21 protein-coding genes are annotated in these 24,957 nt (G+C 48.0%); 14 read left to right on the top strand and 7 right to left on the bottom strand.

Features of this window, described 5'->3' with window-relative positions:
* The first annotated feature begins 38 nt into the window (after window positions 1–38).
* Window positions 39–422, top strand: a complete 384-nt coding sequence (locus G459_RS0125295; RefSeq protein ID WP_026970074.1) for a VOC family protein — start codon at window positions 39–41, stop codon at window positions 420–422.
* 5 nt (window positions 423–427) lie between these two features.
* On the opposite strand, the gene G459_RS0125290 is transcribed toward G459_RS0125295, so the two are convergent.
* The 3 genes from G459_RS0125290 to G459_RS0125280 all read right to left on the bottom strand — a co-directional run bounded on the left by G459_RS0125290 (window position 428) and on the right by G459_RS0125280 (window position 2,277).
* Window positions 428–886: a DinB family protein gene (locus G459_RS0125290; RefSeq protein WP_026970073.1), complete on the bottom strand. Its 459-nt coding sequence runs from the start codon at window positions 884–886 to the stop codon at window positions 428–430.
* Window positions 887–994: 108 nt separating this feature from the next.
* Window positions 995–1,960, bottom strand: coding sequence for an SRPBCC domain-containing protein (locus G459_RS0125285; protein ID WP_026970072.1), 966 nt, complete (start codon window positions 1,958–1,960; stop codon window positions 995–997).
* Window positions 1,957–2,277 carry an ArsR/SmtB family transcription factor gene (locus tag G459_RS0125280; protein ID WP_026970071.1) on the bottom strand — a complete coding sequence of 107 codons (321 nt, stop codon included), beginning with the start codon at window positions 2,275–2,277 and terminating at the stop codon, window positions 1,957–1,959. The genes G459_RS0125285 and G459_RS0125280 overlap by 4 nt, the downstream gene beginning before the upstream one ends.
* 361 nt (window positions 2,278–2,638) lie before the next feature.
* On the opposite strand from G459_RS0125280, the gene G459_RS0125275 reads away from it, so the two are divergent.
* The 5 genes from G459_RS0125275 (at window position 2,639) to G459_RS0125250 (ending at window position 12,609) form a co-directional block, all read left to right on the top strand.
* The gene (locus G459_RS0125275) at window positions 2,639–2,830 is read left to right on the top strand and encodes a cold-shock protein (protein ID WP_026970070.1); all 192 of its coding nucleotides are present in this window, start codon (window positions 2,639–2,641) and stop codon (window positions 2,828–2,830) included.
* Between the two features lie 549 nt (window positions 2,831–3,379).
* On the top strand, window positions 3,380–4,441 hold the full coding sequence (fbaA, locus tag G459_RS0125270; protein ID WP_026970069.1) for a class II fructose-bisphosphate aldolase: 1,062 nt from the start codon (window positions 3,380–3,382) through the stop codon (window positions 4,439–4,441).
* A gap of 112 nt (window positions 4,442–4,553) precedes the next feature.
* Window positions 4,554–6,113 (top strand): alpha-amylase family glycosyl hydrolase, encoded by a 1,560-nt coding sequence (locus G459_RS0125260; RefSeq protein WP_026970068.1) that lies wholly within the window; start codon window positions 4,554–4,556, stop codon window positions 6,111–6,113.
* Window positions 6,114–6,394: 281 nt separating this feature from the next.
* Complete coding sequence (locus G459_RS0125255; protein WP_026970067.1) at window positions 6,395–11,800, top strand: CHAT domain-containing protein; 5,406 nt, start codon at window positions 6,395–6,397, stop codon at window positions 11,798–11,800.
* Between the two features lie 152 nt (window positions 11,801–11,952).
* On the top strand, window positions 11,953–12,609 hold the full coding sequence (locus G459_RS0125250; protein WP_026970066.1) for a Crp/Fnr family transcriptional regulator: 657 nt from the start codon (window positions 11,953–11,955) through the stop codon (window positions 12,607–12,609).
* A 3-nt stretch (window positions 12,610–12,612) separates the two neighbouring features.
* Here the strand turns inward: G459_RS0125250 and G459_RS0125245 are convergent, their stop codons facing one another.
* A complete protein-coding gene (locus G459_RS0125245; protein ID WP_084454703.1) occupies window positions 12,613–13,416 on the bottom strand; it encodes a universal stress protein in 804 nt (267 codons plus the stop codon).
* A 186-nt stretch (window positions 13,417–13,602) separates the two neighbouring features.
* Here G459_RS0125245 and G459_RS0125235 point away from each other — a divergent pair, with 186 nt between their 5' ends.
* The 3 genes from G459_RS0125235 (at window position 13,603) to G459_RS0125225 (ending at window position 16,480) form a co-directional block, all read left to right on the top strand.
* The gene (locus G459_RS0125235) at window positions 13,603–14,409 is read left to right on the top strand and encodes a sulfite exporter TauE/SafE family protein (RefSeq protein ID WP_026970064.1); all 807 of its coding nucleotides are present in this window, start codon (window positions 13,603–13,605) and stop codon (window positions 14,407–14,409) included.
* A gap of 97 nt (window positions 14,410–14,506) precedes the next feature.
* Entirely contained in the window at window positions 14,507–14,842 is a 336-nt protein-coding gene (locus G459_RS0125230) for a rhodanese-like domain-containing protein (RefSeq protein WP_026970063.1), read from the top strand.
* A gap of 120 nt (window positions 14,843–14,962) precedes the next feature.
* Entirely contained in the window at window positions 14,963–16,480 is a 1,518-nt protein-coding gene (locus G459_RS0125225) for a DUF4394 domain-containing protein (RefSeq protein ID WP_026970062.1), read from the top strand.
* Window positions 16,481–16,607: 127 nt separating this feature from the next.
* On the opposite strand, the gene G459_RS0125220 is transcribed toward G459_RS0125225, so the two are convergent.
* Entirely contained in the window at window positions 16,608–17,255 is a 648-nt protein-coding gene (locus tag G459_RS0125220) for a hypothetical protein (protein WP_026970061.1), read from the bottom strand.
* Window positions 17,256–17,334: 79 nt separating this feature from the next.
* Between G459_RS0125220 and G459_RS0125215 the strand changes: the two genes are divergently transcribed.
* The 5 genes from G459_RS0125215 (at window position 17,335) to G459_RS0125195 (ending at window position 22,604) form a co-directional block, all read left to right on the top strand.
* Window positions 17,335–18,531, top strand: a complete 1,197-nt coding sequence (locus G459_RS0125215) for a tetratricopeptide repeat protein (protein WP_035457008.1) — start codon at window positions 17,335–17,337, stop codon at window positions 18,529–18,531.
* Between the two features lie 210 nt (window positions 18,532–18,741).
* Window positions 18,742–19,224, top strand: coding sequence for an Lrp/AsnC family transcriptional regulator (locus G459_RS0125210; protein WP_026970059.1), 483 nt, complete (start codon window positions 18,742–18,744; stop codon window positions 19,222–19,224).
* Between the two features lie 56 nt (window positions 19,225–19,280).
* Entirely contained in the window at window positions 19,281–19,823 is a 543-nt protein-coding gene (locus G459_RS0125205) for an NUDIX domain-containing protein (RefSeq protein ID WP_026970058.1), read from the top strand.
* Between the two features lie 4 nt (window positions 19,824–19,827).
* A complete protein-coding gene (locus tag G459_RS0125200; RefSeq protein WP_026970057.1) occupies window positions 19,828–21,195 on the top strand; it encodes an MATE family efflux transporter in 1,368 nt (455 codons plus the stop codon).
* 59 nt (window positions 21,196–21,254) lie between these two features.
* Window positions 21,255–22,604 carry a M24 family metallopeptidase gene (locus G459_RS0125195; protein ID WP_026970056.1) on the top strand — a complete coding sequence of 450 codons (1,350 nt, stop codon included), beginning with the start codon at window positions 21,255–21,257 and terminating at the stop codon, window positions 22,602–22,604.
* On the opposite strand, the gene G459_RS0125190 is transcribed toward G459_RS0125195, so the two are convergent.
* Both G459_RS0125190 and prfB read right to left on the bottom strand, forming a co-directional pair.
* Window positions 22,598–23,779 (bottom strand): MFS transporter, encoded by a 1,182-nt coding sequence (locus G459_RS0125190; protein ID WP_026970055.1) that lies wholly within the window; start codon window positions 23,777–23,779, stop codon window positions 22,598–22,600. The two genes, G459_RS0125195 and G459_RS0125190, sit on opposite strands and share 7 nt — an antisense overlap.
* Before the next feature lie 50 nt (window positions 23,780–23,829).
* Window positions 23,830–24,931, bottom strand: a protein-coding gene (gene prfB, locus G459_RS0125185; RefSeq protein ID WP_157373456.1) for a peptide chain release factor 2 whose coding sequence is annotated in 2 segments (ribosomal slippage) — window positions 23,830–24,870 and window positions 24,872–24,931 — 1,101 coding nt in all. Because the reading frame shifts where the segments join, the coding sequence is not laid out codon by codon here.
* Between the last annotated feature and the right edge of the window lie 26 nt (window positions 24,932–24,957).

Genomic DNA, 24,957 nt, shown 5'->3' with positions numbered 1-24,957 from the left:
TGAATATCAATCAATTCACAATAAAAAAGCAACCAGCTATGATCTACTTCAAACCAGCCGGATACAATGCCGTATCGCCCTATTTTATCGTAAAAGATGCCGCTCGATTTGTTCAATTGATGAAAGACCTGTTTGATGCGGTCGAATTGCGGAAATATGACAGGCCTGATGGAAAAATCATGCACATGGAACTGAAGCTGGACGATTCCGTCATCATGCTCAGCGAGGCCACAGCCGAATACCCTGCCAATGAATTTCTGATGCACTACTACGTATTAGATGCAAAAGCGACCTACAAAAAAGCGTTGGAGCTGGGTTGCGAGGGACTTCAGGAACCAATCCAAAAAGGCGACCCAGACCTAAGGGGGATGTTTAAGGATTTTAACGGAAACGTCTGGTCAGTGTCGACGCAAATGGAATAGGTCCCTCAGGGCTGCTTGGCAAGGATCACAATCTGGCCGAGATGATAGGCGTCGTGCTGTAGCACACCAAGTATGTGTTCGTAATATGTCCACTGGTTAGCTGGATAAACTGTGTCATAAGATTGTGTATCGAAGTTTCTTAAAAACTCGGTCCACTCATTTTGCACAGAGTCAAAACGCCGGAGAGTTTCATTCCAAGCTTCTTCCGAAACGTCTTCAATCGCTGAAATGTAGTTGTTGGCCGGAGACTCCGTGATTTGTCCCTTCAGCCTTTGCTGTACGTTGATCTTCCACTCAATGAGGTGGTTTACGATTTCCCAGATCGTGTTGCAGTTTGGGAGCGGTCGATGTGCTGCTTGTACTGCCGAAATACGATGAAGGGTGCCCCGGACCGGTACGTCGATCCAGGGCTCTCCATCATATAGCTTTTCAAATAAGCTAACTATGCGTTCATTTTCTTCCATTTCTACGGTGTCTATTGTGCTCTGGAAAATTACAAACCATGGGTTGTTTCCCCAAGAAAATGGACTACTAATCAGTGCTGTATTTATATAGCCGAGTTGCTTCAGTGGTTATTTAGGCTGGCAGTTTACCATCCAGTTGATTCCAAACTTGTCTGTGAAGCTTCCAAAATAAGCGCCCCAAAACATGTCTTGCAGCGCCATGGAAACTGTCCCCCCGGCAGAAAGACCATTGAAGATGCGTTCGGTTTCTTCTCTCGTTTCCGGCTCCAGCTGGATGTGCATGTTGTTGCCGACGGTAACGGTGAATCCCATTTCCTTCGGAGCATCTGTTCCCATCAGGATGTGGCCTCCCAATATCGGCAACTCTACATGAAGGATCATCCTTTTGACATGATCATCGAGCTGGGGCTGACCGGGCTCGCTCGGGACCTGATCAAATCGCTGGATACCTGCGACAAATTCCGATTGAAATACATCTTTGTAAAAGTTAAAAGCTTCTTCCGTGTTGCCTGGAAAGTTCAGGTAGGTCGCCACTCGGGGTTTGTTGTCAGGCTTTTTTTGTTTCCGGAGATAAAACTGCGCCTTGATGTACTCATCCAGATTCTCCATTCCCATCGTGAAGCCTTCTTTGAAGCCCATCTGGATGAGCGATTCCAGATCCTGGAGATTGGCAAAAGCCAGCTCAATGTCAACGACCGTACTTTCATCCTCAGTTTCCTCGAATTGGTTAAGCCATTTAACAATCGGTTTGGTGTCATCGGCTACCGCATTCTCGTCGCAGAAGGCGTCCTGACCGGAGTAGCTTCGCTGCGGCACGATATGTTTGTAATCAAAGATGCACCATTGCCGATCTCCCTCGGGTCCGACCATCGCATAATGCCATCGGCCGCCTTCTCTAAAATCAAGGGATTTGGTCTCCGTTCTCCAGGGTTTGGGAGCCCACCAAAGGTCAAGGATATCGGGATCTGTCCACGCCGCCCAGACCAAGTCAAGCGGTGCATCAAAGCTTCTTTTTACGGTGATTTTGTGGTTTTCTTTGTCAACCAAAAAATCAAACAGGATTGCGTTTTTCATTTTTTCTTCTGTTTTAATTGAAATAATACTTGATCTAATTGTTCAAAACGAGTCGCTATCAATTCCTTGAATTGCTCTAGCCATTTTTCTATTTCCTTCATCTTATCAGTCTGTAAGTGATAATAGATCTCGCGTCCTTTTTGCTCTTGACTCAGGAGCTCACATTCGCTCATGACCTTGATGTGCTTGGACACAGCCTGCCTACTGATGTGAAACTCTTCTGCAATCGTATTGGGCGTCATCGACTGGACTGCCAGTAGCAGGATGATCGCCCTTCGGGTTGGGTCTGCCAATGCCTGAAAAATGTCCCTTCTCATCTGTTCTTGATTTTATATATAACGACTAGCTCAAGTTTTTAACCTAATGTGAAACCAATCGGTTGCTAATGTATAAATGAAACCGATTGGTTGCAAGTTTTTTTCTAAAAAATTTAGAATAGAGTAGTGAGGAGGTGGAGGATCAAGTCTTTGACTCTCGCTTAGCTCGGAAAATCGGCTCTAGGATAACCCTGAGTTCGGCCTTTCTGGTAACAATTCAGTGAAAATGGGCCGTTCGAACCGCTTATTTTGACTTTTTTCAAAACTATCCATTAAAAAATCGCTGAAAATCAAATTTTTACTTTTTAACCAGTTAGCTTTATCCCGGCAAATAGCCAATCAATACTTATAAATTTTACCAATGAATACTGGAACAGTAAAATTCTTCAACGAAGCTAAGGGATTTGGCTTCATCGTTGACAATGCCTCAAAGGAGGAAATTTTTGTGCACGTAAGTGGACTAATTGACAAAATCCGTGAAGGCGACACAGTTTCTTACGAAACTGAGCGTGGCAAAAAAGGAATGAACGCAGTGAATGTTAAGTTGGCGTAAGCTAACTGACATTTTAAACATAGAATTCTCGGCCCACACTGTTTGGCGTTTTTGACACCAAACTACTAAAGTCGGTTCCGGCAACGGGATATAAATCGAATCATTCAAGCCTTATTCTTCAAGCAGGATCTGTCTCGTGCAGGTCCTGCGGAAGAACGAAGAAAAACGCTTAGAAATCGTCCCTTTGGATAGTTTTTGATTTGGACATGTTTAAAGGGCGGGCTTTTTCTAAGTTCATTTCCACCGGTTTTTCCGGATGACTTTCAGTTCGTAGCCCAGTTGGGTTGCGAACTGAATTTTTTTTATGGGGTATCCAATTGCCACCACATTATTTTTTATAGTTGCGATGGCTACTGCTGAGCGTTGTTTTTGAGCGAGGTGGCATAATCGCACAAGGTCTCAATCAGACAATCCAATCGAAGAAGCTGGAACATTTTAGACTTTGACTACAATGGAAATCAGGCAGGGATTTATATCTTTGGTGCTTTCCAATTGACCGGGAAGCCAACTATATATTTTCCCGAAGAAAAAAATCAAACCTAATAATCTATGAAATTTAAGCCTGGAGTAAAGTACGGGGAAGAGCTCAGAGACCTTTACGCTTACGCGAAGGAAAGTGAGTTTGCGATGCCTGCAGTCAACGTGATCAACAGCAACTCGGTAAACGCCGTGTTGGAAACTGCTAAGAAAGTGAATTCTCCGGTGATCATTCAGTTTTCGAACGGTGGAGCACAGTTTTTTGCCGGAAAAGGACTGGCAAACGATATGCAGCAGGCAAGTATTGCGGGCGGTATCTCAGGTGCACATCATGTACACCAGATGGCAGAAGCCTATGGCGTTCCTGTTATTTTGCATACCGATCACGCTGCGCTGAAGCTGTTGCCTTGGATCGACGGCTTGCTTGAGGCTGGAAAAGCATACCATTCTGCCTATAAGAGACCGCTATACAGCTCTCACATGTTGGATCTTTCCGAAGAGCCTCTTCACGAGAACGTAGAGATTTCCTGCAAATATTTCAAAGAATTTGCCAAGCTGGACATGGCAATCGAGATCGAACTCGGCGTGACCGGCGGAGAAGAGGATGGCGTAGACAATTCCGATGTGGATTCATCAAAGCTCTACACGCAGCCTGAGGAAGTAGCTTATGCTTATGAGCATTTGAAGGAGATCGGCGATTTGTTTACCATTGCTGCGGCTTTTGGCAACGTGCACGGCGTTTATAAGCCAGGTAATGTGAGTTTGAAGCCGATCATCTTGAAAAATTCCCAAGACTTTATCAATGAAAAATACGGAACCGTTGGCAAGCCATTGAACTTCGTGTTCCATGGAGGATCTGGTTCATCGGTAGAGGAGATCCGCGAAGCTAACAGCTATGGGTCGATCAAGATGAACATCGATACCGATATGCAGTGGGCGATGTGGGAAGGCATCTTGAACTTCTACAAGAAAAATGAAGGCTATCTTCAGACCCAATTGGGGAATCCTGATGGTGTGGATAGCCCTAACAAGAAATATTACGATCCGCGTAACTGGTTGAGAAAAGGCGAAGAGAACTTCGTGAAGCGTCTCGAGCTTGCTTTTGACATGCTGAATGCAGTAGGCAGGAACTAACATACTTGGATTTAACAGGGAAAAGTCACTTGAATCAGGTGACTTTTTCTTTTTCCGGCCTGATCATAGCCGGCTACAGCTTCGTCGATTTCTTTCGTCAGTATTCTTTTTTATGAAAAAATCCATCTTGACAGCCTCTGCATTGACCGTAGCCGCTCTTGCTTCCTGTGAGAAAATGGAGAATGAAGGGCTAGCTGTTAAGAACTACTGGCCCCAAGCGGGAATTACCTATGAGATCTTTGTCCGATCCTTCTATGATTCTAACGGTGACGGCATCGGCGACTTCAACGGGGTAACGCAAAAGCTAGACTACGTGAAGGAACTGGGAGCGGATGCGATCTGGCTGATGCCGATCATGCCGTCTCCGACTTACCACAAGTACGACGTGACGGACTATAAGTCAGTGCACAAGGACTACGGGACGATGGATGATTTCCGAAAACTGCTGGATGAAGCGCACAAGCGGGACATCAAAGTGGTGATCGATCTGATCATCAACCATACCAGTGTGGAGCATCCGTGGTTTTTGGAAGCGAAGTCCGGCCGGGACAATCCCTATCGCGACTATTACATCTGGGCGCAGCGGGATACGGTTGCGAAGGTTCTGAACAAGAAAGTCCTCACGCTCGATTCCAGCAATCGTAGGCAATGGCATGATCCGGGCAGGGGCGAAGATTACTATTATGGATTTTTCTGGGGAGGAATGCCTGATTTGAATTTTGACAATCCCAAAGTAAGGGAAGAGATCTATGAGATTGGTAGATTTTGGCTGGAGGAAGTAGGCGTGGATGGGTTTCGGTTGGATGCGGCCAAGCATATCTTCCCGGATGATCGTCACGCGGACAACCATGAATTTTGGAAGGAATTCCGGGCAAGGATGACCGCCATCAAGCCGGACGTTTATTTGGTTGGGGAGGTGTATGACAAGAAGGACGTCGTCGCGCCTTATTTGCCGGGCCTGCCGGCGCTGTTCAATTTTGATTTCCATTACACATTGCTGACGGCCATGAACTCCGGAGATGGCCTGCTGCTGCCAGAGATCCAAAAGGAGACGCTCGACTTTTACCAGAGTATCGCTCCGAGTTTTATTGACGCGACATTCTCTTCGAACCACGACCAACCCCGCTTGCTCAACGAATTGGGTAAGGATCCTGCCAGATACAAGCAAGCCATCGCTGTATTGCTGACGATGCCCGGAGCTCCCTATCTGTACTATGGGGAAGAAATAGGAATGCTTGGCCTGAAGCCAGATCAGCATATCCGGGAACCCTTTCTTTGGGATAAAAAAGCAAAAGACACCGGCAGGACCACGTGGATCAAAGCCAGATACAGCAAGGACTCGACCGTTACCCCGCTAGAAATCCAACGTAAGGATCCTAACAGCTACTTTAACCACTACAAAACGCTGATCGCCCTTCGCAACTCCTATCCGCCCCTGGCGATCGGAGCACTGGAATTGTCGGAAATAGAGTTTCCAGAATCAGTGATGGCGTATTTCCGAAATTCCGGTGAACAGGAAATCTTTGTGGTTCACAATGTGGGCAAGGAGGCTATTGAAATCAGTCTTCCCGAAGGGTTTGAAACGGTAATTTTTAGCTTGGGAGGGGGAGAAGTGGTGGATGGAAAGCTGAAGCTGAGCGGTAATTCAAGCCGTGTTTTTCTGAAAAAATAACGGCGACGAAGCACAGTAGCGAGTTTCCTACTCAGGGCGGATTTGAAATTCATTCGAGTGCGACTGATGAAAGGAAAGCGGGTATTTTTTGAGTTGGGAAAAAATGGAATTCGAAGATCACAGAGGGGTGAAAACTCCGCCTTTTCGTATTGCATCCTAGGGAATAACTTTTTAGATTTAATCGTTTGTGAATCTATCACTTATCGACCTGTAAGTTTGACTCTGTCCAGGTAGCTGCTTACGGATTTTTTTTTCCAACGTTTTCAAGAATCTTTTACGCCATGTCAACATTCAAGATCAGACTTAGAGGTCAGGAACTGCCCAAAGAAATCTCCCAAGCCGAAGATCAAGCCTTGGGCTACTACAATGTCAGCCGCACATTTACTGTCGAGAGCTCCACACGAAGCGATGTACCCGAGCAGCTCGTGGAGCTCAATGACGGGGAAATTTTGGAACTCGACTTTGAAGACAACTCTGTCTGGCTCGGGGACGCGGAATCGATCAAGCAGATTTTCTCCAAAGAACTCAAACGGGGCGGCGATGGAGAGGAGGTTTATCTCTCCGGAGTGATCGAAACTGACGAGCAGGATCGGAGTTTGGTTCAAACGGTGGTCATCAAAGCGGCCAAAGTCTTTGTGAAAAATCAGGTCATCCGACCCGGAATCCGACATCTGGCAACGAAAGCCGAAAACTCTGCACTAGAGTTTGCGGGCAAAAGCTTTGAAGGAGAAGCCGCAGCAGTGGTGCTTGGAGTCGGAGAAAACTTTGACTTGGCACTGGCTGATTTTTCAAGGGTTGATGTGAAAAATAAATGCCTGTTGTTTATACACGGCACCGGCTCTTCGACCTTGGGCTCTTTCGGAGAAATGAAAGGCACGGATGAGTGGAAAGAAATGGTCAATGCGTATGGGAAAACCAATCTCTTGGCGCTCCAACACCGGACGTTGACCTGCAGCCCGCTCGAAAATGTCCTGGAAGGATTGAAATCACTTCCCGATGGGATCACGCTTGATCTGGTCACGCACTCGCGGGGTGGACTCGTCGGAGATTTGTTCGCGAGGTTTGCTTCCCATTCAGTCGGTTTTGGCGAGGAGGAAAAACAGGTCCTTAAAGACAGCGACCGCGGGGCGGATTTAGCTAATATTCAGAAGATCGCCGATCTGCTCAAGGAGAAAAAGATCTCCGTAGACCGCGTGATCCGAGTGGCCTGTCCAGCCAACGGCACGACGCTGGCGTCGAAGCGGCTGGACATGTTTCTCAACGTGACGATCAACCTATTGGGAGCGGCGATTGGCGGTATTTCCAATCCAATATTCGCTACGATGAAGGAGCTGGTCTTGGCATCGATCGAGACCAAAGACGACGTCTCAGTCCTTCCCGGCCTTGAATCGATGAATCCCGAATCACCATTCATCAAGGTGCTGAACTATCAGGGAACCAGTTTGGAGGTGGATTCGAAACTCATCGTCATAGCCGGAAGCAGCGAGCTGAGCGTGTCTTTCAAGAGTTTGGTGGTACTGGTGGGCAAGTTCTTTTTCCGTGGGAAAAATGATTTGGTCGTGGACACCGCCAGCATGGAGTTTGGCGCTAAGCGGGTCGCCGGCAATGTGTTTATCTACATGGAAGAAACCGGTCAGATCGACCACATCAAGTACTTCAAAACCCCAAAAGTCAGGAAATTTATCCAGTTGGGGTTACTTGGAAGGCCGGAGGAGTTTGCGGGTAAAGTCCGGACAGATGGGATTACGTTCCTCCGGGGCGAGGACCGCGGCGGATTCGTGCTAGAAGGAGGGGCCTACAATGGCACGGAGATCACCGGTAAAAAGCCGATTTTGGTTTTGCTGCCGGGCATCATGGGGACCAATCTTAGAGACGATCAGGATGTGCTTTGGGTCAAATATGGTCGGATGCTGCGTGGAGAATTGAAATATCTCCTTCCAAGCGACATTGACGGCATCACGCCGGATTCGCTGATCAAGACTTCATACAAGGAGCTCGGAGAATATCTCTCAAGAAACTACGATGTGCAGGCTTTTCCATTCGACTGGAGGCTGGGAATGGAGGGCAACGCCAAGCTGCTCAATCAAAAAATCAAAGAGCTGATGCTATTGGACCAGCCAATCAAGCTGGTCGGCCACAGCATGGGCGGTGTGCTGATCCGGGATTTTATGCTTTATCACCCTGACACCTATCAGCAACTCAGCGAAGTGCCCGGATTCAAGATCCTCTTTTTGGGTTCCCCGCTGGGAGGCTCTTACCGCATTCCTTACGTGCTTTTTGGGAAAGACGGAATCATCAAACTGCTCGCGAAGATCGATATCATCAATTCGCCAAAGAAATTGATGAACGTGTTCGTCAATTTCCCGGGGATCCTCGCGCTGCTGCCGATCAACAAGTCAGGAAAGCATGACTTTTCTGACAGGAGTTTTTGGGAGAAGCTTCGCAAAGCCTCCGGTGACGAGTCTTGGCCGATTCCAAGTGAAGCCGACCTTCAAAACTTTGGAAAATACCAGAAGTTGATCCTGCAGCAGGAGGGAAAAATCAACTACGAGAATATCTACTACATCGCCGGACAAAGTAGAACCAAAAAGTCGACCATCTCAGATCTCGAAATCAAAGATGGAAAATTACTTTTCCATGCCACCAACGAGGGAGATGAGAGCGTGACCTGGGAAAGCGGCATTCCGAAGGGCCTTATCGAATCCAACCATCTCTACTATGCCAATGTCACTCATGGATCACTTTCGGCAGAAAAGAAAATATTCGGTGCTATTGAGGATATTTTGAACCAAGGCAAGACCGGCCGCCTGCAAAATGCGCTTCCAAAAGGCCGCGGAGAAGAGAAGAACTTTGTCGCCAAAGAGGAAGAGATCTTTGATATCAGCGAAGCTAATGTCATCAAAACGATTCTGGGTCTCGGAGAAGAGGGTGAAGAGCGGTTGCATGAAACTCCGATTCAGGTAAAGGTCAGTCATGGGGATTTGACCTTTGCGGACTACCCGGTTTTGGCTGGCCACTTTCAATTTGACACCATCCTGACCACGGAGCGGGTGATCGACGAAAAGTTGAATAATGAACTTTCGAGACTGCTGAGTTTGGGTCTATATCCAGGTCCTGTCGGAACTCATCAGATCGTATTGACCAAGGACATAGTGCCAAATGGCAATCCGGTTAAAGACGAGAATTTCAAGGGGACGGTCGTCGTCGGATTTGGAGTTCCGGGGGAACTGACACCCTATCAGATGATGATGACCGTGTCCAAAGGAATTGCCCGATACCTGACGATCAAAAACATGCGGGAAGGCGAACCCGAAGCCATGGAACTGGACGAAAATGGGCAGGCGAAGAAAAGGGAAATCCTGGGTATTTCCGTCTTGGCGTTGGCGACATCCTTTGGGGGATTTTCCAGCGATACGTCCATTCGGTCCATCCTATTGGGTATCCAAGACGCGAATCGGAATATCCGCAAAACCTACAACAACAAAGTAAAGGTTATCGAAGAGATAGAGATCATCGAGCTGTTTCAAGATCGGGCACTCGGGATATTGCGGACTGTCAAAAACCTCGAACAGGACGACAGCCGTGAGTTCAACATCAGCGTGCCGACACTTTGCCTGACCCCAAAAATCGGAAGACTGTCCAGAATTCCCCATGACAACACCTCGGACTGGTGGACTCGAATCAAGGTGACGGAGGAAAACCTCGAGGAAGGCACAAAGAGTGGATACGGAAGAAGGATCAGGATGGCGATGGCCACCAACGGCGCCAGCGAAAAGGAAATCCCTTTGCTGACCAATCTTGGAAACATCGATAGTCTGCTGGATGGAATGACCCGCAAAAACCAATTTGCGCCGGAGATTGCCAAAACCATGTTTGAACTGTTGATTCCTTTCGAATTCAAAGAGAACCTCAAGCGACAAAACAACATCACCTGGGTGCTCGACAAGCGCACGGCAAGCTTCCCTTGGGAGATGCTCCAGGAAGATCTGCACGGGCTTCCGCTCTGTATCCATTCCGGAATGGTCAGACAGTTGGCCACGACCAATTTCAGAAGTATGCCCAATACGGTCAGGGATAGGCGAGCCTTGATCGTGGGAGATCCGGACCTAAGAGGCTACATGAGTCAGCTGAAAGGTGCCGAAAAGGAAGCCAATCTGGTATCTGAGAAGCTGAAGGAATCAGGGTATGCCACTGAGACGCTCATCCATAGTACGTCTTCCGAGATCATCCTGAAGCTTTTCACACAAAACTACAAGGTCATGCACCTGGCGGGACATGGCGTGTTCAATGCAGATCCCAATCGGCCTTCTGGAATGGTCATCGGAGCTGGTCAGTTTTTGACGACCAGTGACATCGCCCAGCTGAGCAAGGTGCCTGAGTTTGTCTTTGTCAACTGCTGCTACCTCGGCCAGATGGACGCCGCAGCCGATCAGCTCAATCAGGACAGAAATAAGCTGGCCGCAAATATCGGCACGCAATTGATTGAGATTGGGGTGAAGGCGGTGATTGTAGCGGGCTGGGCCGTGGACGATAGCGCAGCGTTGGATTTTTGCAAAAAGTTTTACGATTGTCTGTTCAGCGGAGTGCCGTTTGGAGAAGCTGCCAAGTCCGCCAGAAAAGCGATCTACGAGGATCATCAAGGGCGTACCAATACCTGGGGAGCCTATCAGTGCTATGGAGATCCTTTCTACAAGATCGACGGACCGCTCAGCTCAAGCAGATCCAAGACGAATTTTTACCTTCAAGAGGAAGTTGAAATAGAGCTATTCAATCTCTGCTATCAGCTTGAATCCAAGAATATGAAACCGGAGGTGGCACGACGGAAGCTGGGTGTCTTAGAAGGAGGACTTAGGCAGGCCAATCTCTCCAGCGATAAGATTCTGGAATATAAGGCAGACCTATACGCCAAGTTGGGCGACTATGCCAGCTCAAAAGCCGCCTACGAATTGTTGTTCAAAGATGAAAAAGCAGGCTTCACCTTCAAAGCGATAGAGCAGTATTGTAACATCGCAGGGAAGTACTTGGTCGAGAGACTTAAGGCGTCGCCAGCAAGTGAAACAGAGGACTTGGTGGGCGAACTGGACGATGTGATTCTAAAATTGCGAGGGCTGCTTGCTATTGGGAAAACCTCCGAGCGGTATAGTCTTTTGGGAAGTGCCTACAAACGGAAACTGATGCTTCTCAAAGCAAAGGAGAAGGCCTTGTTTTCCAAAACACTCCTGATGGCTTCCGAAGCCTACTTTGAGGCAGCCAAGATTAAAAAACTCGCGGACTCCTATGCGATCAATAATTCCCTGCAACTGGGTCGAATCCACGAGCTGGTCAGTGGGGAAGAAGTGAGCTTTTTGGAAGAAAAAACGAAGTTGGATCTGGCCAAATTGATCGTCCGATTTAAACAATCTGCCAATTCGACGCCAAAATCCAAGAAGGATTTCTGGGATTATGTGGGAGAATCTAACCTTTTGCTTTCCAATCTGATGGTGAACCCCAAATCAGGTAGCTTTGAGAAAGTTAGAAAATCCTACGAAGAACTCTGGAAGATGGCTGGCAGTCCTTCCAATCAAAAGTCAGAGCTAGAGCACCTGGATGTTTTAATTAAAGGGTTGTCCATGGCAAGTTCTGAGGAAGGAAAAGCTATTTTGGCAGAAGTCAAGAAGCTGAAAGAAGCACTGGTAGTTTCAGATTAAAAAAAGAGAATCTGATACTGTGAAGATCTCCGGTGGAAGCTGACTAAGGAATCGACCGACTTGCCAAATCAGGTAAAATAGGTCGTGCACCTGTGACAGTTGTCACCCAACTCCTTTCTGCGAAATGCGATTTTTGTGAATAATCTTGAAAAATGAACCTCGAACGACTCAAAGAAGCCTATCCCAATTTCACCGACCCCAAGCTTCTACAGGCGCTGCTGGACAATGGGAAAGAGATGACTTGCGAACCGGGCATGGTATTGATAGAGCCGGGGCACTATATCAAAGGCGTTCCGCTGGTGATCGAAGGTTCGGTGAAAATCATGCGGACGGATGACGAGGGCAGAGAGCTTTTTCTCTACTATCTGGCGCCTGGAGAGACATGTGCACTTTCACTCACCTGCTGCAGTGCCTCGAAACTCAGTGAAATCAAGGCCGTGGTGGAGGAGAATTCGATCCTGTTTTTTATCCCGGTCCAAGCACACGAGCAATTCTCAAACGACTTTAAGCAGTGGAAGGACTTTGTCTCGACCACGTATCAGTTGCGATTTCAGGAACTGTTGACGACACTGGATGCCGTGGCATTTAAGCGGATGGACGAGCGGCTGATGCGCTATATCGTCACCAAGATGAAGCAGCATAAAGCAAACGAACTCCATACCACTCACCAGGAAATAGCCAATGAACTGGGGACTTCGAGAGAGGTTGTGTCGCGGCTTTTGAAACAGCTGGAGAAGAAAAAGTGGATCGAACTCGGTAGAAATATCATCTACATCCGGGATGATTTTGAGGAATTGATCAGCAGGTGAGTTTCAATTCATGATCAGCAGGGGAATGTGCGTGTGGAAGGCCATTTGGATGGAGAGGCTTTTTTGCAGGATTTGTTCCCAAAGATTCCTGTGCTGATGACACATGACCAGGATCATGTTGTCATGCTCGTCCATATACAGTTCGAGGCCTTCTGAGGCGCTGCTCGCGTAGAACGTATGTATCCTGACCATGATGCCCGGGTACTTCTTCTGAAGGTACCCTTCCAGTCCCAAGACAGCGAGCTGTTCCTTGAAGTCCGCGCCGGATTGGACGTGGAGGATCTCCAGCCCAAGTTCCCAGCGCCGCGTCATATCTACGATCCAGTCGATGAATGCTTCCTCATGGCCTGAAAACTCCATAGCGAGGGTAGCTTTTTTGATTAGTTCAACCTTGGCTTGTGCCGGTACGATGAGTACCGGGCATCTGGCTTCCCTGATCAGATTTATGGTCGTGGAGCCAATGAGTTTTTTGGCGATTCCACTTGCTCCCTGGGTGCCGATTAGGATCATCCTTGCCTCTTTTTCAGCTGCAACCCGAGCGATGTTGATTGCCGGGTCGCCTTCCAGGATTTGGTAATCCACCTGAACTCCTGGCGCCCGGTACTTCTCAATGGTCGTCTGAAGAAGCGCTTCGCCTTCCTTGAGCAGGGAGTGCAGCGCATTCGCCGACTGGGCCGCAAAATCAAAGGAGAGGTTGACTACATGCACCAGTACGATGCTTGCGTCTCTTTTTTCAGCGATAGTCATGGCGAATTCCAGCGCTTTTAGGGAATTTTCTGAAAAGTCTAATGGGACAACGATTATCATGGGCTGTTTTGTTTTACCGAATTTAAATCTTCAGATCGAAGAAAAACAGGAATAACCTCATTTTGCATCGAAGCACCCAAGCTCAAAAGCCCTCCCCAATTTCTTTTGTTTTTCTGATTTGTGACAAATGTTACGACAAAGAGGAACTGCACCCTCTTACTTTTGCGGGGGATTCAACTAACGGAAATGGATGTAGTAACTCTTGTGGGCTTTGCGGCGGCTGTTTTGATCGGTATCAGTCTGGGGCTGATTGGCGGTGGTGGCTCGATCCTTACGGTGCCGGTCTTGGTATATATCCTGGGAGTCGACCCGGTTTTGGCGACAGCCTATTCCCTGTTTGTCGTGGGGTCCACCTCTTTGGTAGGAGCCGGAACTTTCATGAAAAAGGGCCTGGTCGACTACAAGACCGCGGTTGTTTTTGCCATTCCGTCATTTATAGCGGTTTTTCTGACCCGTAAATTTCTGGTGCCCTGGCTTCCAGACCCACTCTTTTCGGTCGGAGAGCTTGCCATTACCAAGGATGTCGGAATAATGGTCTTTTTTGCGGTGATCATGCTTGCAGCATCGGTCTCAATGATCAGAAATAAGAAGTGTGTGGACTGCAATGAGAATGAAGAAGTCCGATTCAATCTTCCCTTGATTGCTTTGGAAGGCTCGGTGGTAGGTTTGATTACGGGAATTGTTGGTGCGGGAGGAGGATTCTTGATCATCCCGGCTTTGGTCATCCTAGCCAAACTCCCCATGAAGATGGCGGTAGGTACCTCGCTGCTGATCATTGCAGCAAAGTCTCTGATCGGATTTCTGGGAGATATTTCCACTCAGACAATTGATTGGAAGATGCTGTTGATCTTCACGGGATTGTCTATTATGGGAATATTTATAGGAAGTGCGATGTCAAAAAATATCAACGAAAAAGCACTCAAAACAGGGTTTGGTTGGTTTGTCCTACTCATGGGGATATACATCATTGGAAAGGAACTGACATCCTTGTAAATCAGCGATTAACAAAGAAAAATTATGGGTCTGGGTGACTTTTATTACTGAAAAGAGCGCCGAACCTGCAATAAATTAGCTTGAAAAAATAGCAACCATGTTCAGCTTCTTTAGTGCCAAAGCAAAGAAATACCAAGACGTTCCGGCGGATGCATTCTATGACTTGAGTCGTCAGCCCAATACTGTAATCCTGGATGTGAGATCTTCAGGAGAATTTTCCTCTGGGAAAATCCGAGGTGCCAGAAATCTGGATATAACGTCTCCGGGATTTTACAACCAGGTTGCAAATCTACCGAAGGACAAGACCTATCTGGTGTATTGCCGAAGTGGAAACAGAAGTGGCAAGGCCTGCGATGTGATGGCCGGTCTGGGTTTTGATAAACTCAAGAATCTGTCCGGAGGCATTGCGAGATGGCCTTTTGAAACAGTATAGCAAAATGGGTTTTGGTTTAAGAATGAAAAAGTGGGTCAAGCGGCCTACTTTTTTTTGAAGCGGCGCAATCCAACCCAATTCCCCACTTCGTAAATGGTCACTGAATCAACTTTTACGACCATGAAAAAACAGACCATTTCCCCAATTATGCTGGCCGTCGCGCTCGCAGCTTTCACCCTGACATCCTGTGATGACAAGGACGATCAGCCTATTGTCGAAACTCCCGGGATGACCCCAGAAGTTAGCTTCACTGCCTTGGCGGAGGGGAACCAACTTCTCTATTTTGAAGAAGGAAACCTTACATCTCCAGCTGAGATGATCAACATCACCGGCTTAGGCTCCGGCGAGTCGATTCTTTCGATTGACTATAGACCGGCAACGGGCCAGTTATATGGCTTGAGCTCAGGAAGCCGAATTTATTTTATCAATGAAAACTCCGGAGTGGCGACTCCGCTTGGGACTGCGGCTTTTTCCCCGGCTATTGAAGGAGGCATGGCCTCGATCGACTTCAATCCCACCGTGGATCGGATGAGATTGGTGTCAGAGACCGGACAGAACTTAAGACTTCATCCCGAAACGGGTGCGGTCGTAGCTACCGACGGAAGTATAAACGGCGGGATGACTCCCAAGATAGGAGCAGTCGCCTATAACAACAGCGTTTCAGGCGCTACAGCGACAGTCCTGTTTGATATAGACGTTGCCACGGATAAGCTCTATCAGCAAGTGCCGCCCAATGACGGCGGGCTGATGGAAGTAGGGGATTTGGGCGTTGATTTTGAAGGAATGGTCGACATGGACATCCTGGCGGATAATTCACTGGCGCTCGCTGTGAACAGTATGGACGGCGAATCAAGACTTTATTCCATTGACCTGAGCAGTGGTGCTGCGTCTTGGGTCGGGGTTTTCTCCCAGCCGGTGATCAGTTTGGCATTTAAGACCAATCCAGTCGCCTACGCCGCGAGTGCTGACGGAATGCTGTACCGGTTCAATCCGATGAGTCCCCAGCCGACGATGGCTGCTTTCCAGGGCCTGGGTATGGGCGAGCAGATTGTCGGTCTTGACTTTAGACCTGCCAATGGTCAACTACTGGCGGTTTCATCAATGAGTCAGTTGTATTCCGTGAATCCTGCGAATGGTATGCTGACGAAAATAGGAAGCCCGCTGTCACCGATGATGGAAGGAGATGTGGCAGGATTTGATTTCAATCCGACCGTAGATCGCATCAGATTGGTAACCAATACTGGTCAAAACCTGCGGCTTCATCCAGATCTGGGCACTGTGGTAGCGACTGATGGTCGATTAAATCCCGGGACGCCCATGGTCTCTGCGGCAGCTTACGCCAATAACATTGCAGGAGCTACTACCACGACATTATTTGTGATTGATCACATGACGGGGATGCTGTTTACCCAGATTCCACCAAATGACGGTGTGCTGGTGCCGGTAGGTTCATTGGGAGTTGCCATCACCAGTCAAAACGGCTTTGACATTGGTGGGAATTCTGGAGGCGCCTTTGCAGCGTTGACAGTAGGTGGCGCGTCTGGAGTTTACAGCATCAATTTGACGACCGGAGCGGCGACCAAAGTTTCAGACTTGACTTTCACTCCTGTCGCCATGACTGTAGGACTTGGATTTTGATTAATAGTTGGGTTAGTGGGTTCAAGGGCCTGATCGATGATCAGGCCTTTTTTGGTTTGATATCTTCTTTCGCTCGGGAAAAACAGGCGGAGGCAGGCATTTTTAAAGGATTAGACGCAAGCAAATCCTACCGATACGCGCCGATATAGAATCCCAACCATAGCAGGAGAGGGATAAAATAGGCGATAAACACCACCAGGCTACTTTCCTCCAGACTTCTTCTGCTGATGGAATGAAATCCCAAGACCCACACCGCTCCGTAGACGAGCTCGAAGATATTTAGAACCGAAAGCGGGTAGTGGTATTTCTCGGCCACATTGCTCGGGCCGACGATCCAGAGAGCTGAGAGTGGTTCAAAATTCTGGATGTCGAAATAGGTAACATTGCCCGAAGGGTTCATGTAAACCAGCAATCGCAGCAATTCCGGGAAGATAAACACGACCTCAGCGACCAAAGCAAATTTCCAGAGCTCTTTATAATTTGCCTTGTACCCGATCATCAGCCCGATCGACCAAAATAGAAACGCGATCACGGTGAATTTCCAAAGTAGCGCAAAAGGAGTCCATAGATAGTTGAGCGTGTTGAAGACATGGAAAAACATGAGCCCTCCCTGCTGCTCCAAGGCCTCGTAATCGGGGATGGATTCGAGGATCAGCGTGTTGGTCAAATACCTGATGGCCAAAAAAATGAGGACGAGTACGAAGAAATATAGTCTCTTGTCGAAATCTAACAGCTCTTGCAGACGTTGTGCAATCGGTGAAGCAGGTTTTGCCATTTTAATTTGTTAAAGTAACCAAATCTAAATCTTTGTTTGGAATTCGCCGTAATTTTGGATTCGAAACGAAAACAAGTTGATGAGTAAGAGAATAAGGATAGCGGTACTGTGTGTCTTAATGCTAGTTTTTGTCGGCGGAGCTTCTGCTCAGACGACGGAACCCATCGATCCTGCGAATCCTTCGGGGTACCTGCTGCTGGACAAAGGGTTGCAGTATCGCATCACCAGGGCGATCAACAGCATGTATAACTTTGATTTCCCGACCGCAGAGCATGATTTCACAGTCATTATGTATCAATATCCCGATCATCCACTGCCTGATTTTCTGATGGCTTTGGGCTATTGGTGGCGGATCGAGGTCGACGTGACCAATACCAGATACGACAATATCTTTATCCAATACCTGGATCGAGCCAATGAGAAGGCCGAGCGGATGTTTGATGCCGATGAAAACAATAAGGAGGCGGCGTTCTTTTTGGCAGCTGGATATGGATTTCAGGGGAGATTATACAGCGAGCGAAAAAGCTGGACGAAGGCGACTTGGGCGGGCAGAAACGCGCTGAAGTATATGAATCTCAGCAGGGGAGAGGCCGAGTTCAACCCCGAGCTCTTGTTGGGGGATGCGTTGTTTAATTATTTCTCAGCCTGGATTCCCGAGAATTACCCGATGATGAAGCCGGTGATGGCCCTTTTTCCGAAGGGAAATAAAGCTCTTGGACTCCAGCAGCTGGAGACAGTCGCTTCCAACGCTTTTTACACTCGTGTGGAGGCTCAGTATTTTCTCTTCAGACTCTATGCCTCCGAGGAAAAGCGGCCTTATGACGCCTTGAGAATCTCTGAATATCTGCATGGTAAATTCCCGAACAATCCGTATTTCCACCGCTCCTATGCCAGACACCTGTATGCGGTAGGTCGATGGATGGAGTCCGTGGACCAATCGTTGGAAATCTTGGATCGAATCGATCAAAAGCAGGTGGGATACGAATCCAACAGTGGGAGGTACGCGGCGTTTTTTGTGGCTGAATATTATCGTCGGATTGGTGACCGGCCGCTGGCAAAACAATATTATCTCAAGACTGTAGCATATGGGGAGGAATCTGAGTCACAGGAGAGTGGCTACTATCTGCACTCGTTGATTCAGCTGGGAAAAATGGAAACCGAGGCCAAAAATAAAGCCCAAGCCAAAAAATATTTCGATCGCGTAAAAAAATATGCGAAGCGAAAACACCCCGCACACAAGGAGGCCAGAGATTATATTAAGAAGAATAAACTTTAATCAAATTTCCTGCGTTCTAGGAGTTTACAACAGGAGATAATTTGAATTTTTTTAGAACGGCAAACGCTTTTAGAAGGATTCTATCTCCAAATCCTGCAAAAGATTAATAATCTTCCGATTTCCGTTCATCAAAAAACCTTAAATCGATTTAAAACATTCATCAATTATATTAAATTTGCGCAACATAAAATTTTGCAAAAACCGAATATCATGGACAATAGCGTAAGAATCAAATTCGATAAAATAGACCGAAGGATTCTGGAAATCCTTCAGGCCAATGCAAAAATCACCAATGCCCAATTGTCGAAAGATATTGGTCTTTCTCCAGCGCCAACCTTGGAGCGAGTCAAGAAATTGGAACAATCCGGAATCATCAAAAGCTACCATGCAAAGCTTGATCCCGAAAGAATCGGGCTGGGCGTCAGCACATTTGTATTGGTGAGCTTAATCGGCCACAACAAGGGAAACATTGATGCTTTCATGAGAGAGATCAATGAGATTCCAGAGATCATCGAGTGTCACCACATCACCGGTACAGGCGACTTTATCCTGAAGATCATCGCCAAGGATATTACCGCTTATCAAAAATTGATGCTTGAAAAAGTGTCTGAAATCAAGGAAGTAGATTCCATGCAATCCATGGTTATTCTCTCTACCTTTAAAGATTCGAAAGTGCTCCCGATCCCTGCTTAAGCAAGGTTTTAATATAAATCAAGGGCGGCTCAACCGCCCTTTTTTTTTGAATAAATATGACTGAAAATCCCTGGACTACGCTCAAAATTACTCCTGTCTATGACAATCCCTGGATCAGACTCGAGCATCATGACATCCTTAATCCTGCGGGAAAGGAAGGAATTTATGGCAAAGTCCATTTTAAGAATCGGGCGATGGCCATTATCCCCGTCGACGAAAACGGTAACACCTGGCTGGTTGGGCAGTATCGGTATACGCTGCACGAATACACTTGGGAGGTTCCGATGGGTGGAGGACCGATTGAGCAGGATCTACTCGACTCCGCCAAGCGAGAACTCAGAGAGGAAACCGGCTTGATCGCTGCGAAATGGACTGAGATCATGAAAGTTCATACGTCAAATTCCGTGACTGACGAAGTGGGAATCGTCTATCTCGCAGAGGAGCTGACTCAGGGACAGACGGAGTTTGAGGAGACAGAGGTCCTTCAGATCAAGAAGCTCCCCTTTTCGGAGGTGTTGGACATGGTGATGTCCGGAGCAATCACCGACAGCATCAGTGTGGCAGGGATTCTCAAGGTTGCCCGGATTTTAGGATATTAAGCAGATGACACTCAGGGATCATATCAATACGACTTTTCACTTGGCTTACCCGGTCATGTTGAGCCAACTTGGGCAGGTGTCCGTCGGGGTGGCCGATAGCATGATGGTGGGGCAGCTGGGTGCGTTGCCTTTGGCCGCTTCTTCACTCGGCAACAGTATCTTCTTTGTCGTGATGATGTTTGGGATCGGAATCTCGATGGGGATTACACCACTGGTCTCCAAGGCCGACGGCAAAGGCAAGTCCCATCGGATTTCCCGGCTGTTCAGTCATGGGCTTTGGATCAATGTGATCGCAAGTTTACTGATGACCGGTGCGGTTTTAGGATTGTCTCAGGGCTTACATTTTCTCAATCAGCCCGAAGAAGTCGTGATCTTGGCAGTGCCTTATTTGCTGATAATCACCGCGTCCTTGTTGCCTTTGATGGTTTTCCAGACCTTTAAGCAAATGGCAGAGGGCTTGTCCCAGACCCGTCAGGCGATGTTCATTACGATCTTTGCCAACCTGGTTAACGTGTTTCTGAACTGGATTCTTATATGGGGTAAATTCGGATTTCCCGAGATGGGGTTGAATGGAGCGGGACTTGCGACTTTGATCTCACGGGTTTTGATGATGCTCATGATGGGCGGATACATCTTGCTTTCACCCCGGTATAAAAGATATCAGTTCAAACTTACCCTGCCCGGAGCAAGCTTTCCGATGATTTCCAGAATTTTGAAGATCGGAATACCGACGGGATTCCAGTTTATTTTCGAAGTTTCAGCCTTCAGCACGGCGGCGATCATGATGGGTTGGATCGGAGTGAATGCACTCGCTGGCCACCAGATAGCGCTGAACCTAGCGTCCATTTCTTACATGATGGCGACTGGCCTTGCCACCGCCGGCATGATCCGTGTCAGCAATCAAGTTGGGAAGGGGGATATGAAAGCGATGAGGCAAGCAGGCTTGGTAGTTTTTGGGATGGTAGTAGTCTTCATGTTTGCCAGTGCGTTGATATTCTTTGCCTTTCGATATTTCCTCCCATCGCTATACATCGATGATCCTGAAGTGATCGCGCTGTCAGCTTCTCTCTTAGTCATCGCTGGATTGTTTCAGCTGTCAGACGGAGTTCAGGCGGTCGGACTTGGCGTTTTAAGAGGCTTGGAAGATGTAAAAGTGCCGACCATTGCCACCTTGTTGGCTTACTGGGCATTGGGACTGCCACTTGGCTATTTTCTTGCTTTTAACCTGGGAATGGGAGCGCACGGTATTTGGTATGGATTGCTGATCGGATTGACGATCACAGCAGCTGTGCTGCTTTATCGATTCCTCTCTTTGAGCAAAAAGCGGATGGAAGAAAAGCCAAAAATTTCCAGCCCTATATCAATTACGTAGACGGAGGTTCGATATTTCCTTCTAAAAGCTATCTTGGATTCAAATCACACTTGAAATCTATGAAGCTTTTTGTACTCTCTTTTATTGTGGTGCTGACTACGATTTCGGCTTCTGCCCAGCATCCTGCCGTGCTTTCCCAACGGGAACAGGCAGAGGTAATCGACTCCTGGTTGGAGGATCGCATCCAAAATCTGCTACCAGCCCTGATGACGGAGACCGGTATCGATATGTGGGTGGTGATGTCGCGCGAGTACAACGAAGACCCGGTAATCCGGACGCTCTTGCCGGCTACGTGGCACGCGGCGAGAAGAAGGACGATCTTGGTGATGTATCAGCCGAGTCCCAATGCCAAGGTGGAAACCTACGCGATCGCCCGGTATGACGTAGGAAAATCCTTCAAACGAGCTTGGGATCCAGAGGCTCAGCCGAATCAGTGGAAGGCCTTGATGGACGTGATTGCTTCCAAAAATCCCAAAAAGATAGGACTCAACTTTGCCAAGGATTACGGCCATGCGGACGGATTGACGCATTTCGACCACGAGGAATTCATGGAGAATCTTCCTGAAGCGCTACGATCAAATGTCGTTTCGGCGCAAACTCTAGCGGTCAGATGGCTCGAAACACGCACTCCTGCTGAGATGGCGGCATATAAACACATCCAGGAGCTGGCGCATTACATCGTGGCCGAGGGGCTTTCTGATCGGGTGATCACTCCCGGAGTGACGACGACCGAGGATGTGGTTTGGTTTTATCGGGAAAAGATCGCCGAGATGAAGCTTGATACTTGGTTTCACCCGACGGTGGATATTCAGCGGCCTGATCCGGCCTCCGCGGAGGCCAGCCGCTCTTTCGCAGTTCGTCCCGATGAGCAGGTTATCATGCAGGGAGACTTGCTGCATATTGATTTTGGAATCACCTATCTGAGGCTGAACACGGATACACAGGAATTGGCCTATGTGCTGAAGGCAGGAGAAACCGAGGTTCCAAAATATCTGCAGGATGCTTTAGCAGTTGGAAACCGGCTTCAGGATATTCTGACTTCGAACTATGTCTCTGGAAAAACCGGAAATGAAATCCTTGCTGCATCAAGAAAACAGATGGAGTCCGAAGGTATCCGGGGTAGTATTTATACCCATCCACTGGGGTATTACGGGCATTCAGCCGGCCCAACCATCGGCATGTGGGACAATCAGGGCAATACTCCAGGAGCTGGCGATTTTCCACTCCATGCCAATACCGGGTACGCGATTGAATTGAATGCGGTGGTTTTTGTGAAGGAGTGGAACAAAGATGTCCGCGTAATGCTAGAGGAAGGAGCCTTCTTTGACGGGGAAAAAGTCACCTACTACAATGGACGGCAAAAGGCGATCTTGGCGATTCCGCGAGTGAGTAATTATCTAGGCTATTGATGGGAGAGGTAGGTTTTACGGTCTCTTTTTATAAAAATCAAAATAACAAAGGCTAGAAAAGCTACTGCTCCGGAACTGAGGAAGACGAGACGGAAGTTCTCAGGATTGTTTGCGTAAAGCCATCCTGAGATCAGCGCTCCGACCCCAATGCCGCTTTCCAGAAAGATATACATCGTGGCAATCGCTCTTCCGCGGTAGTGGTCCAGCGAACGGTCTACGACCCATGCGGTGGTCGTTGGACTGTACATCCCGACGGCAGCTCCGAAGAGCACTCCTGAGAAGAGCAGAACGGTTTTGGTTTCGGCAAAGGCTATCGACCCCATCGCTAGCATCATGCAGATAACCGCCGCTCTCAGTACAACCACCCGGCCGTATCTGTCAGAGGTTTTTCCCGCAATCAATCTGATACCCAGAGATGAGATGGTGAACACTGCGAAGAAAAGCCCTTTGTTTTTGATCCCCAGGTGGGTAGAAAAGTCTGGGATGATCGTCAGGACGACACCGAAGGAAAAGACTGACAGGAAGAGAATGATGGATGGTAGCAGTACGCGCTTTTCGATGATCTCATGACGGCTGAGCTTGAAGAGTCCGAGCGAAAGTGGCTGTCTTTCCTTAAGCGTTTCTTTTAATCTGAGTAAAATCAGAATGGAGAAAATTGCCGTGAATGCCGCGCAATAGAAAACGGTATTGATGGACCAGATACTTGCGATCAAGCCTCCGATTGCAGGTCCGGCAGCCATTCCCAGCGAACCGAACAACGACTGGATTCCCATGGCCTCGCCTCTTTTCTGGAAGGGAACTATGTCAGCGACATAAGCCGATGCACCAGTAGGGGTAAAGCCGGTCGAAAATCCATGCGCAAACCGTAGAAATAGAAATCCCGATACGAATGTCAAAAGAGGATACAATAAGCCGACTACAAAGCAAACAGTGGCGCCGACCATCATCACGGGGATCCGCCCGATCTTGTCAGCCAACTTGCCGCTGAAAGGTCTCGAAAGTCCCGCCGAAAGCGTGAAAAGTGCAATGATCAGGCCTTTGTAGTCTTCGCCACCCATCGAGCTCAGATAGGCCGGCAATTCCGGGATGATCATGTTGAAAGACGAAAAAAACAGGAATGAGCTCATGCAGAGCAGGAAAAAGTCCAACGTGAAGAAGGAGGGTGTTAGGCGCATTCGGCTCGTAAGGAAATAAAAAAGGCCGGAAGTTTTTCCGGCCTGATCGATTAATCTTTGTTTGCTTCCTCTTCGCTCTGTGCGAGGAGGAACGCTTTCATGAATTCGTTCAATGCTCCGTCCAAAACACTCTGAGCGTCGGATGTCTCGTGCCCGGTTCGGTTGTCTTTTACCAGTTTGTAGGGGTGAAGGACGTAGTTCCGGATTTGGGAGCCGAAGTCGACCCGAAGTTTGGAAGATTCGATCTTGGCGATCTCGGCGTTCCGCTTTTCAAGTTCCATCTGGTACAGTCTGGACTTCAGCATTTGCATGGCTTTCTCACGGTTGGCAAGCTGAGAGCGCTCGATCTGGCAAACGACCACGATTCCCGTTGGCTTGTGGGTCAGCTGAACTTTGGTCTCCACCTTGTTTACGTTTTGTCCACCTGCACCACCAGATCTGGAAGTATGCAGCTCGACATCGGCCGGGTTGATCTCGATCTCGATCGAATCATCCACTTCCGGATAAGCGTAAACGGAGGCAAAGGAAGTATGTCTTCTCCCGCCAGAGTCAAATGGGGAAATTCGAACCAAACGGTGAACGCCGGTTTCAGACTTTAAGAATCCGTAGGCCAAAGGCCCTTCAAATTCCAAAGTGGCTGATTTGATCCCTGCAACTTCTCCTTCCTGGACGTCTACTTCTTTGACCTTGTAGCCGTTTTTTTCTCCCCACATGATGTACATCCGCATCAGGATGGAAGCCCAGTCGTTGCTTTCTGTTCCGCCTGCACCTGGGTTGATTTCAAGGACAGCGTTAAGCTGATCCTCCTCATTGGAGAGCATCTTTTTCAGCTCGAGTTCCTCTACAGCTTCTTTAGCTTTGAGAAAATCAGCCCTGAGTTCTTCTTCTGTCACCTCTCCGGCACTGTAGAATTCATACAGTACTTCCAGGTCCTGGATTTTTTGATCCAGGTTTTCAAAAGAAGTGGTCCAGCCTTTACGGGCTTGGATTTGTTTCATTGTTTTTTCGGCTTCTTCTGGATTATTCCAAAAGTCTGCCTGGGCCGAAACGGCCTCGAAGTCTTGGATCTCTACTTTCTTACGATCGTAGTCAAAGATACCTCCTCAAAGCCGATGTGCGGGCTTTCAAGTCTTTCAGTTGTTCTGAAGTCATCTGTCTAGTTGAAAATTTAGTCTGCA

It is taken from the genome of Algoriphagus terrigena DSM 22685, from assembly GCF_000429445.1.
Taxonomy (GTDB): Bacteria; Bacteroidota; Bacteroidia; order Cytophagales; family Cyclobacteriaceae; genus Algoriphagus; species Algoriphagus terrigena.
The sequence above is the reverse complement of the archived record's forward strand: the minus strand, read 5'-3'. Positions and strand labels throughout refer to the sequence as shown.

Coding starts and splice junctions, on each gene's coding strand:
- G459_RS0125295 (WP_026970074.1), top strand. CDS start 39: ATGATCTACTTCAAACCAGCCGGATACAATGCCGTATCGCCCTATTTT.
- G459_RS0125290 (WP_026970073.1), bottom strand. CDS start 886: ATGGAAGAAAATGAACGCATAGTTAGCTTATTTGAAAAGCTATATGAT.
- G459_RS0125285 (WP_026970072.1), bottom strand. CDS start 1,960: ATGAAAAACGCAATCCTGTTTGATTTTTTGGTTGACAAAGAAAACCAC.
- G459_RS0125280 (WP_026970071.1), bottom strand. CDS start 2,277: ATGAGAAGGGACATTTTTCAGGCATTGGCAGACCCAACCCGAAGGGCG.
- G459_RS0125275 (WP_026970070.1), top strand. CDS start 2,639: ATGAATACTGGAACAGTAAAATTCTTCAACGAAGCTAAGGGATTTGGC.
- fbaA (WP_026970069.1), top strand. CDS start 3,380: ATGAAATTTAAGCCTGGAGTAAAGTACGGGGAAGAGCTCAGAGACCTT.
- G459_RS0125260 (WP_026970068.1), top strand. CDS start 4,554: ATGAAAAAATCCATCTTGACAGCCTCTGCATTGACCGTAGCCGCTCTT.
- G459_RS0125255 (WP_026970067.1), top strand. CDS start 6,395: ATGTCAACATTCAAGATCAGACTTAGAGGTCAGGAACTGCCCAAAGAA.
- G459_RS0125250 (WP_026970066.1), top strand. CDS start 11,953: ATGAACCTCGAACGACTCAAAGAAGCCTATCCCAATTTCACCGACCCC.
- G459_RS0125245 (WP_084454703.1), bottom strand. CDS start 13,416: ATGATAATCGTTGTCCCATTAGACTTTTCAGAAAATTCCCTAAAAGCG.
- G459_RS0125235 (WP_026970064.1), top strand. CDS start 13,603: ATGGATGTAGTAACTCTTGTGGGCTTTGCGGCGGCTGTTTTGATCGGT.
- G459_RS0125230 (WP_026970063.1), top strand. CDS start 14,507: ATGTTCAGCTTCTTTAGTGCCAAAGCAAAGAAATACCAAGACGTTCCG.
- G459_RS0125225 (WP_026970062.1), top strand. CDS start 14,963: ATGAAAAAACAGACCATTTCCCCAATTATGCTGGCCGTCGCGCTCGCA.
- G459_RS0125220 (WP_026970061.1), bottom strand. CDS start 17,255: ATGGCAAAACCTGCTTCACCGATTGCACAACGTCTGCAAGAGCTGTTA.
- G459_RS0125215 (WP_035457008.1), top strand. CDS start 17,335: ATGAGTAAGAGAATAAGGATAGCGGTACTGTGTGTCTTAATGCTAGTT.
- G459_RS0125210 (WP_026970059.1), top strand. CDS start 18,742: ATGGACAATAGCGTAAGAATCAAATTCGATAAAATAGACCGAAGGATT.
- G459_RS0125205 (WP_026970058.1), top strand. CDS start 19,281: ATGACTGAAAATCCCTGGACTACGCTCAAAATTACTCCTGTCTATGAC.
- G459_RS0125200 (WP_026970057.1), top strand. CDS start 19,828: ATGACACTCAGGGATCATATCAATACGACTTTTCACTTGGCTTACCCG.
- G459_RS0125195 (WP_026970056.1), top strand. CDS start 21,255: ATGAAGCTTTTTGTACTCTCTTTTATTGTGGTGCTGACTACGATTTCG.
- G459_RS0125190 (WP_026970055.1), bottom strand. CDS start 23,779: ATGCGCCTAACACCCTCCTTCTTCACGTTGGACTTTTTCCTGCTCTGC.